This window comes from Fodinicola feengrottensis, from assembly GCF_010993775.1.
Lineage (GTDB): Bacteria > Actinomycetota > Actinomycetes > Mycobacteriales > HKI-0501 > Fodinicola > Fodinicola feengrottensis.
On record NZ_WOTO01000027.1, the window covers coordinates 105,553 to 114,296 of the forward strand.

At 63.8% G+C, this 8,744-nt stretch carries 13 protein-coding genes and 2 pseudogenes; 9 read left to right on the forward strand and 6 right to left on the reverse strand.

What is annotated here, in order from left to right:
* Positions 1 to 9 precede the first annotated feature (9 nt).
* The 3 genes and pseudogenes from GNX96_RS24360 (at position 10) to GNX96_RS54775 (ending at position 1,337) form a co-directional block, all read left to right on the forward strand.
* A complete protein-coding gene (locus tag GNX96_RS24360) occupies positions 10 to 483 on the forward strand; it encodes a bifunctional adenosylcobinamide kinase/adenosylcobinamide-phosphate guanylyltransferase (protein ID WP_279581332.1) in 474 nt (157 codons plus the stop codon).
* Positions 484 to 589: 106 nt separating this feature from the next.
* Positions 590 to 898 (forward strand): annotated as a pseudogene (locus tag GNX96_RS64695) (adenosylcobinamide-GDP ribazoletransferase); the annotation flags it as partial.
* Between the two features lie 76 nt (positions 899 to 974).
* Positions 975 to 1,337 carry an adenosylcobinamide-GDP ribazoletransferase gene (locus GNX96_RS54775; protein ID WP_279581334.1) on the forward strand — a complete coding sequence of 121 codons (363 nt, stop codon included), beginning with the start codon at positions 975 to 977 and terminating at the stop codon, positions 1,335 to 1,337.
* A 157-nt stretch (positions 1,338 to 1,494) separates the two neighbouring features.
* Here GNX96_RS54775 and GNX96_RS54780 read toward each other — a convergent pair whose 3' ends face one another.
* A complete protein-coding gene (locus GNX96_RS54780) occupies positions 1,495 to 2,145 on the reverse strand; it encodes a hypothetical protein (RefSeq protein WP_279581335.1) in 651 nt (216 codons plus the stop codon).
* 232 nt (positions 2,146 to 2,377) lie between these two features.
* On the opposite strand from GNX96_RS54780, the gene GNX96_RS54785 reads away from it, so the two are divergent.
* Positions 2,378 to 2,737: a hypothetical protein gene (locus tag GNX96_RS54785; protein ID WP_279581336.1), complete on the forward strand. Its 360-nt coding sequence runs from the start codon at positions 2,378 to 2,380 to the stop codon at positions 2,735 to 2,737.
* On the opposite strand, the pseudogene GNX96_RS64700 reads toward GNX96_RS54785, so the two are convergent.
* Positions 2,627 to 2,938, reverse strand: a pseudogene (locus GNX96_RS64700) (toll/interleukin-1 receptor domain-containing protein); the annotation flags it as partial. The gene GNX96_RS54785 and the pseudogene GNX96_RS64700 sit on opposite strands and share 111 nt — an antisense overlap.
* 74 nt (positions 2,939 to 3,012) lie before the next feature.
* On the opposite strand from GNX96_RS64700, the gene GNX96_RS24380 reads away from it, so the two are divergent.
* The 4 genes from GNX96_RS24380 (at position 3,013) to GNX96_RS54795 (ending at position 5,130) form a co-directional block, all read left to right on the forward strand.
* Positions 3,013 to 3,483 carry a hypothetical protein gene (locus tag GNX96_RS24380; RefSeq protein ID WP_163569864.1) on the forward strand — a complete coding sequence of 157 codons (471 nt, stop codon included), beginning with the start codon at positions 3,013 to 3,015 and terminating at the stop codon, positions 3,481 to 3,483.
* A 98-nt stretch (positions 3,484 to 3,581) separates the two neighbouring features.
* A complete protein-coding gene (locus GNX96_RS54790; RefSeq protein ID WP_279581337.1) occupies positions 3,582 to 4,274 on the forward strand; it encodes a hypothetical protein in 693 nt (230 codons plus the stop codon).
* Positions 4,275 to 4,376: 102 nt separating this feature from the next.
* A complete protein-coding gene (locus GNX96_RS24390) occupies positions 4,377 to 4,925 on the forward strand; it encodes an SDR family NAD(P)-dependent oxidoreductase (RefSeq protein ID WP_279581338.1) in 549 nt (182 codons plus the stop codon).
* On the forward strand, positions 4,846 to 5,130 hold the full coding sequence (locus GNX96_RS54795; protein ID WP_279581339.1) for an SDR family oxidoreductase: 285 nt from the start codon (positions 4,846 to 4,848) through the stop codon (positions 5,128 to 5,130). The genes GNX96_RS24390 and GNX96_RS54795 overlap by 80 nt, the downstream gene beginning before the upstream one ends.
* Before the next feature lie 78 nt (positions 5,131 to 5,208).
* On the opposite strand, the gene GNX96_RS54800 is transcribed toward GNX96_RS54795, so the two are convergent.
* The 4 genes from GNX96_RS54800 to GNX96_RS54805 form a co-directional block, all read right to left on the reverse strand.
* Complete coding sequence (locus GNX96_RS54800) at positions 5,209 to 5,427, reverse strand: hypothetical protein (RefSeq protein WP_279581340.1); 219 nt, start codon at positions 5,425 to 5,427, stop codon at positions 5,209 to 5,211.
* A gap of 104 nt (positions 5,428 to 5,531) precedes the next feature.
* A complete protein-coding gene (locus GNX96_RS24395; RefSeq protein ID WP_163569865.1) occupies positions 5,532 to 6,281 on the reverse strand; it encodes a LolA-like protein in 750 nt (249 codons plus the stop codon).
* Between the two features lie 20 nt (positions 6,282 to 6,301).
* Complete coding sequence (locus GNX96_RS24400) at positions 6,302 to 7,933, reverse strand: hypothetical protein (protein WP_279581341.1); 1,632 nt, start codon at positions 7,931 to 7,933, stop codon at positions 6,302 to 6,304.
* A complete protein-coding gene (locus GNX96_RS54805) occupies positions 7,867 to 8,076 on the reverse strand; it encodes a hypothetical protein (RefSeq protein ID WP_279581342.1) in 210 nt (69 codons plus the stop codon). Before GNX96_RS54805 ends, GNX96_RS24400 begins: the two co-directional genes overlap by 67 nt.
* A gap of 186 nt (positions 8,077 to 8,262) precedes the next feature.
* Here GNX96_RS54805 and GNX96_RS54810 point away from each other — a divergent pair, with 186 nt between their 5' ends.
* Positions 8,263 to 8,571, forward strand: coding sequence for a VOC family protein (locus GNX96_RS54810; RefSeq protein ID WP_279581343.1), 309 nt, complete (start codon positions 8,263 to 8,265; stop codon positions 8,569 to 8,571).
* Positions 8,572 to 8,744 lie beyond the last annotated feature (173 nt).

The following is an 8,744-nucleotide window of genomic DNA, read 5'->3' on the forward strand; positions in this document are numbered from 1 at the left end:
AGGTCCCGGGTGCTGGTGCTGGGCGGCGCCCGGTCCGGCAAGTCGGCAGCGGCCGAAGGTCTGCTGTCCACTGTGGACACTGTCGACTACGTCGCGCCCGGGCCGGTACCGACGGCCGCCGATCCGGAGTGGGCCGACCGGGTGGCTGGCCACCGCGAACGCCGGCCGAGGTCGTGGCGTACGCACGAAACCCGTGACCTGGTGCCGTTGTTGGCCTTGGACACAGACGTGCCCTTGATGATCGACTGCTTGTCCACCTGGTTAAGCGGGGTCATGGACGACTGCGGTGTGTGGGCGGAGATTCCGGGCGCCGACGCGGAACTAGCCGAGCGGATCGACTCCTTGGTGAGCGCCTGGCGCAAAACTGACCGACAGGTGGTGGTGGTCAGCAACGAGGTCGGCTCCGGCGTCGTACCGGCAACCGTGGCCGGCCGCCGATTCCGGGACGAACTGGGCGCGTCAACGCGCGGATCGCCGCCGTAAGTGATCAGGTGGTGCTCATGACGGCAGGGATTCCCACGAGGCTGAGGTGAGTCGTACCCGCCGTGCGGTCGTTTCGCTGCTGCTGGCCTTGACAATGTTTACGATCATGCCGGTGCCGGTCACCTCGACGCTGCGCGCCGACCGTACCGCGGCCCGGCCGGCGATCGTGTGGCTGCCGATGATCGGCGTGTTGCTCGGTGCGGTCGCCGCCGTTGTTCTTTACGGCGTCCACACCTTGGCCATCGGCCCGGTGGGGGACTATTTGGCCGCCACGTTGGCGATTTCGGTGCTGGCGATGGCTACCCGCTGCCTGCATCTGGACGGCTTGGCCGACACCGCCGACGGCCTGGGGTCGCGGGCCGCGCCGGCTCGCGCGCTGGCCATCATGCGGCGCTCGGACATCGGCCCTTTTGGCGTGGTGACGCTCCTTCTCGTCATCATGGTGCAGATTTCCGCGCTGGCACAGTGCATGCACCTGGACGTGACGTGGGATGCGGGCGATTGTGTTGGCCACCGTCACCGGCCGGCTGGCAGTCGTGATGGCCTGCGCCCGGCACGTACCGTCGGCCCGCCCGGACGGTTTCGGTGCTTTGGTCGCCGCTGGCCTCAGCCGGCTCACCGGCTGGGGCTGGTCCGTGCTGACGCTCGGGTTGGCTTGGCTCGTCGCAAACGCGACCGGTGGCTTTCGGGAAGCCATTCTCGATGTCTGTGCTGTGCTGGCAGGACTTGTCGCCGCGGTCGTCCTTCGTACGATCGCGGTTCGTCGCTTCGGCGGCGTCACCGGCGACGTTTTCGGCTCCTTGCTGGAAACCGCTACCACCACAGTGCTGGTCGTGCTGGCACTGGGCGGCTGACCAGCAGCACTGCAAGAACTGTTCAAGGTTCTCTCATGCTCGGCCAGGAATCCTCGGAGACGCCTCTCTCAGAGAGAGCGTCGAGAACGAGGAGGACTTGCATGCGAACACGGGAAAACTGAGTACTAGGGGTCCGATCGCTGGGCGTACGTCCCCATCACGGACGCCCAGCGATTCCATAACGGCTGCCGGTAATGACGGCCAGGTCGGCCATGGTGCCGGCCAGTTGCGCCCGTACGACGGCAAGAGCGTTTTCCAGTTCGCCGCGTCGATTCCACCGGCTCTCGTGGTCGACCGGATCAGATGTCCTTGTTCTGCTCTGCTCGTAAGACTTGAGCGTTGGATGCCAGTAGGTCAGCAGCGGTCGAAGCCTTAAGTGCAGCACGACCAGCATTCTGACAACGGCGGCGGCGGTCGGCGAAGCGTCCGCCAGGAGGCGCCGGACAAAGAGAAAAAGACCATACAAAGCCGCCAATGCGCCGCGCAAATGGCCGCTGCCTACTTCCCTGATTCGGTACGCGAGCTCAACTTGTAGCCGCCAGGCGATCGCACGTTCCGCTGCGCTGACGGAAAGTCCGCTCGGTGCCGATCCCGGGGGCGGCCCGGGTCGAAGATCGACCAGGACGCCGAGATGGGCATAGCGTCGGTCGCGGGTGGTGATAATCGTACGCGCCAATGGATGCGGACCCAGGCCAGCGGTGACGACCGAGTCGTCGAGCCCTGGGCGGACACCGTCCAGGACCCACAATGACCTGGCGGCGCGGTTGTGCAGTTCGGCAGCGATAGCAGTGGCGGCGTTTTGCGGCACCTGGTGGCCAACCAACGCCTCGGCTATCGCGGACAGCTGCCGCCTGATGGCTGGCAGTGGATCGTCGCCACTGCCGTCGAGCCAGAAGATGCCGTCCGGGAATGCCGCTCCGAAGCGGTGTGCGTACTCGGTAACGAGAACGGTTTTTTCCTACCCCGGCTGGACCGACGACAACCGCGATCGGCTGGTTCGGCTCACTCGTCAACGCGGCGTCGAATGGGTGTAGAGCCGAATGCAGATCCCAAAGTTCGGTGATTCGCTCGACACTTCGGATCGGCCGCGGACGAGCAGGAACTGGCAGCCAGAGTGGTGGTGCCGCGAGCGGCTCGATCTGACCGATCTCAGTGCCGATTGTCCGTACGTGGGCGGATATCTGACTCGCCAGCTGCTCGAGGTCGCGACGCGATTTCGGTGCTCGCGCGTGCCGCGCATCGCGGAGTTGGAGCGGATCAATATGGTCGCGACCGGGCTCCGGATTGACCACCAACACCCGTCGGGTCGGATCGCCTTCCTGTTGTCCGGCGAGAAAGGCAGCGGTCAGCTCGTACTGGCATGCCCGCCGACGTGGGTAGTTGGCCGAAAAATAAGTTAACAGGACCTTGGAACGACCCAGTGCGAGCAGAATGCTGCGGGAAATCCCCTGAAAGGGCTGGATGTCATGGTCGTCCCAGAAGACCCGCAAACCGTGTCCCTGCAACGCATCCGCGAGCGTACGGGCCGGTGCCGCGTCGTCTCCGCGGCTGTAGCTGAGGAACACGTCCCACCCGGCTGCGTCCGCATCCCGCCCGTCCATCGCCTCCGCCGTTTCGTTGACTCTTGGACGACCGTACCCGTCCGCGCATGCGTGAGCGGAGCAAGGCGCTTACGATGACCACCGTGTCCAATGCGCTGGCCGCCGAGCAGCGAGTCGCGTGGGAGCTGCATGTCGAGCTCGCCACCCGGGTCGTGGTTGTCTCGTTGCCGGCCGGCGAGGGGCTGCTGACCGAGGCACTGAGCAGCGTCGAAGTGATGGCTACCCGGTGCCGGGAGATTCTCGGACGGCATCGCCCCGATCCCGATCCAGGCAGCCTCAACTTCCAGATCGAGGCGATCGCCGACCAGATTCTGCTGGGTGTGGTGGACCCGCTGGTGTCCCGGTGGAAAATGCGTCTGAGTACGTGGATTGAGTCCAGGCCGGCTGGCGTGAGCATGACCGCACGCGAACGCGGGTGGCCTGACGCAACCACCTTCCGAGCCGACCTTGCTGAGGTTTCGGTGCGCCTGCGGCCGTTGGTGGACCGGCTGGCGGAGTTGGCAAACGCCGCCTCGCTGCTCTTTCCGGAATCGAGCGAGGGGTAGATATGCGTCGGCGACGAAACTGGCGAGGCGCCGCCCGCCCGCGAAAAATCGATGTCAACCTGACTGTCCCGTTTATCGGTGGCATAACGGGAACGTGGGTGCCAGCCAAAGCTGAGGCCGAGGCGGCCTGGGAGTTGTACACCGAGCTGATAAGCCGAGTCTCCGTCGTGCCGTTGCCGCCGGACCAGGGGTTGCTCAGAGACGCGTTGACCAGTCTCTACTCGCTTTTTGACACCACCAGGGGAATTCTGCGCAAGTACGGGCCCGACCTGGCACCGCGACACCGTCAGGATGACATCACGTTCGGCCGAGTCGCGTTCGGCGTTCTGAACACGGCATTGCGCCTGTTCATGACTAAATGGCATCCAGAGCTGAAGGACTGGGAGTTCGGCCGGCCGGCCGGGGTGGGACCGCTTGCCCACGAGCGGGCCTGGGCGCGTGCCGGCGAGCTGCGCGCCGAGCTCGAGGAAGTTCGGGTCGCCTTGCTCGAGCTGGCGAAACTCCTTGCCGACGTGGCCAATGTCGCGTACTTCTTTCCGGAACCCCCAACACCTCCTGATCCCGAAAATCGTCGGGGGGGGGGGATAGCTGAATCTCTCTCACCACATGTCGCTGGATCTGCGACACTGAGGCGATGGAGGAACGGCGCACAGCCCGTCCCCGGTGGGTTTTGTGGCGGGTGGACGACAACGGGAACCAGGTCGAGGTCGCGCGGTACGACACCAAAGAGGCAGCGCAGGCGCGGATCGATGAGTTTGAGCGGCACCGGCACAAACAGCATTATTGGGTAGAGCCGGCCGACTGATCGTCGGTGTCTGCACACTCTGGAATCCGCAGCGGCAAATGGCCTTCCCAGCAGCGCTTTGAGCGCGAACCCGTGGAAGGATGGCTTCATGACTCGGTCGTACGAACGGGTGGCCCTGGTGACAGGCAGCTCGCGCGGGCTGGGAGCGGCCATTGCCCGGCGACTGGCCACAGACGGATTCGCGGTCGCGGTGAATGGACTACGAGGCGACCCTCAACTCTCCGATGTGGTCTGTGGTATCCGGGAGAGCGGTGGCACCGCCGAGTACTTTCCGGCTGACGTTACCGATCCGTCACAGGTCGCCGGCCTGGTGGCGGCTATCTCGGACGTGCTGGGTCCGATCGACGTGCTGGTGCTCAACGCGACCGGTCCACAGCCGGAGGCCGAGCTTGCCGACGTGACCTGGCGACAGCATCTCGCCCAGCTGGATTTCTTCGTGAAGAGCCCGATTCTGCTCGGTGCCGAGGTGCTGCCCGGCATGCGACAGCGTCGCCACGGCCGGATCGTACAGATCGACTCGGAGGTCGCGCACCGGCCACCGCCAGGGCGTTCCGCTTATGCCACCGCAAAAAAACGCGCAGATCGGCCTGACCCTGAGCTGGGCTCGCGAGCTTGCGCCGGGCGGCATCACGGTTAATACCGTGGCGCCCGGCTTCATTCCGGTCGAGCGGCACGCGGACGTGCCCGACGACAATCGGAACGCCTATTTGGCGACGGTGCCGGTGGGCCGGATGGGTACGCCGTCGGACATCGCCCACGTGGTGAGTTTCCTCGCGTCCGACGGTGCGGGCTTCGTGACCGGGCAACGCATCGTCGTTGATGGCGGCCGGTCACTAGGATGACTCAGCAGCACGCGGCCGCTCGACGACGTCGTCCGTCCGATGCTTCCCGGGCCGCTTCGAGGCCCGTACGCGCCCAGGTCAGGCCAGGAAAAATGTGTTGGTAGCGCCGCCAGGGCGAGAGGTGCAGCCGTGGCCGGTGCTGCAGTTCACACTGCCGCCGCCAGTGACCTTGACGAAGATAAGGCTTCCGACGCAGCAAAGGATGCCGAGAACCACGACGGCGACCGCGATACCGATCAGGATTTTAGCGGTAGAACCCGACCGCTGCGGCGGTGGTGGGTACGGAGAATAGGACATGAGCGGAATGCTATCCGACCCGTACCATCACGGGGGGGGGGTGGGCAACAAACGAAATGAGCGCCCTTGCGATGGGAAGGGCGCTCATTTCGTGAGGAAAATCGTCAGCCGACCGGCGGCGCCGTCACATTCACCGGCGTGCCGAACTCGTAATACTGCACACTGTCATCGCTGACGATGTCCGCGCCCCGCGCATTCGCGTCATAGTGGAATTTGAGTTGGACGAGCCGGCCCGAATCGTCCAGCCAGAGCTCGATCGGGAAGCTGCTGGTGCCGCCGCTCTTGATCTTTTCCAGGAGCTTGTTCACTCCACCGGGAGAGTTCTGAATGGCCTTGGAGATGTCCGCGGTGACCTTGTAGCCGGTCGCTGACGCGCCGTGAATGGTCGTGGTGCCGGCCGAAGCGACTTCCCCGGTGATTCCCTTCAGGAAACCCAGATAGTCGACCTGGTCGTTGCCGCCGGTGGAAGTGGCCTGGGTCGGGTCCACCTTCGTCCACTTGCCGTTGTCGTTCTGGACATACACAACGCCGCCTACCGAGATGATATGAACGTTGGTGCCCTTGCCGGTCAGTGTCGTTTCGCCGAGCGGCGGGTTGAACTGGACCATGCCCGCAGCGGTCAGATCGATCTGGTTCCCGCTGATCTTGGTGCTCAGGGCGGCGGTGAACTTCGCCGTACCGGCCTTGAGAGTGGCGTCGTACGCGGCTGCGATCTTGTCGGCCGGCGTCAGTGCCACTGGCGCCTTCGGCTGGTTGTTCGGCGCGCTGTTCGCCTTCGTTGCGGTGGGTCCGCAGGCTCCCAGCGCCAGTGCTGCGGCGGCGGCCAGAACGGCCACGACTGCCTTGCGGTGCATCGGCGAAGTCCTTTCAATGGTTAGGCATAGAACAAGCACCACCTTAGAGTGGTACAGGCCCCACCAAACAGGAGAATTGCCCCATCGATGCCGTCCGGCGCCCGAAAGGGCAAATTCACCGTATGATTGGCACTCCCAAATCGACTGGACCGACTGATTTGCACATGCGTGTGGCAGGAGCTTTCCAGGCTGCAACAAAGCGAACAGAGCGTACCTGAGTGGTACGGACAGGTAACCATGTCCGGTCGCTCGAATTCGTTCCCGCATGAGACGCAGGTCATCAGATGGTCGGAAAGCGTGCCGCCCTCGAAAAGCGGTGGTTCCAGCTTGTCCTCGCGCGCGAGGTAGAAGCGGCCCTTGGTGAGGACGGCCAGCAAAGGTGACAGCACGAAGGCGAGTCCGATCGCGATGAACGGTGAGAAAGCCCGTGCCGCTGGACCGAAAACGTTGAAGAAGGCCAAAATCGACACCAGTGAGGCGATCAGCATAGAGCCGAACCCGACCGGATTGAAATTGTGCAGGTGAGCCCGCTTGAACTCGATGTAGGAAGGGCTCAGCTTCAATGGCTTGTTGATCACCAGGTCGGCGGTCACCGCACCGATCCACGCGATCGCCACGTTGGAATAGAACCCCAACACGGTGTTGAGGAATCCGAAGACACCGAACTCCATCAGGGCCAGCGCGATGCCCACGTTGAGAAAGAGCCAGACCACCCGGCCCGGATGTTTGTGCAGGATTCGGGAAAAGAAGTTCGACCAGGACAACGATCCGGAGTACGCGTTGGTAACGTTGATCTTGATCTGAGACAACACCACGAAAAACGCGGCTACCCCGAGTGCGATCGCCGGCATGAAGCCGCCGAAGCCGCCGAGGAACTGCTCGATCGGCTCACCGGCCCGTACCAGGCCCACCCGGTCCGCCACATAGAACGCGAGGAACGCGCCGCCCAACTGTTTGAACGCGCCGAGAATCACCCAGCCAGGCCCGGCGGCCAGCACGGCCGTCCACCAGCGGCGAGAGTTTTTCGGTGTCTTTTCGGGCATGAACCTCAGGTAGTCGACTTGCTCACCGATCTGCGCGATCAGCGAGAGCGCGACTCCGGCGCCCAGTCCGACACCGATCATGCTGAATCCCGCACCGGTGGGTGAGTCGCCGGCGAAATGCGTCCACTCCACGTACTTGTGCGGATCCATGATGCCAACCGCGACGAACGGCGCGAACATCAGCACCAGCCAAATCGGCTGGGTCCAGACTTGCAGCTTGGACAACGCGGTCATGCCGAAGATCACCAGCGGAATAACCACCAGAGCGGCGACCAGGTATCCCACCGCGAGCGGGATGTGCAGCGCCAGCTGGAAAGCCTGCGCCATGATCGAGCCCTCGAGTGCGAAGAAGATAAAGGTGAAACTCGCGTAGATGATCGACGTCAAGGTCGACCCGAGATAGCCGAAGCCGGCCCCCCGCGTCAGCAAGTCCATGTCGATCCCGTAGCGGGCCGAATAGTACGAGATGGGGATGCCGGTCAGAAAGATCACCAGTGCCGCGACCAGAACCGCCACCACCGCGTTGGTGAAACCATGGGTGATCACGATCGAACCGCCGATCGCGAAGTCGGCCAGATAGGCGATGCCGCCGAGTGCGGTGGTTGCCACGACGTACGGTGACCCTTGCGGCGGAACGACCGTGGCGCGTACCGCAGCGAGTAGTCCTCCAGCGTGCTGTTGCTGGTCCACTTGTTGTACGTGCGGGTGGTGCCGGTGGGCGCCTCGGCTCTGATTTTCACGGTTTCGGACATCGGTCCACCTCATGCGGAGTGGGCATCGGAGATCGGCGTCCAGCATTTCCGCTGGCTGTTGAGTCGGTGTTTCCGGCTTGTTTATGACCTGGTTTCCGAGGTAAACAGCATGTTTCCGGGCCGATCTTGCAGTCGGTCCGGCGGAGGCTCACTATGGTGGCGTACGCACGGACACCGGAGGATGACATGCCGCAACCGCAGGGCGATGAGCTGGAGAAGGTCAGGGCGCGCCGGAACGAGCTGCGAGCCGAGTATTTGCGGCCGGCCGCGCAGCGCCCGGCGACCGTTGTCCAGGGGGTCCACCACCTCGCTCTGATCTGCAAGGATGTGGAAGCGACGATCAAGTTCTACCAGGAGTTCCTGGGCTTCCCGCTTGGTCGAGCTGGTGGAGAACCGGGACTACGCTGGGTCGAGCCATTTTTTCTTCGATATCGGCAACCGAAACCTGCTCGGATTCTTCGACTTTCCCGGCCACGATCATCCGGAATTCAGTGAGACCATCGGTGCGGTGCAGCACCTCGCTCTGTCCACGTCGCCGCAGAATTTCGCCGCCATCAAGGCCAAACTCGACGCGGCTGGAGTGGACTATCTGGGCCCGGACCGCGGCATCCAGGACAGTGTCTACAATCCGCGACCCGAAACGGCATCGGCTGGAGTTCTACGAGCAG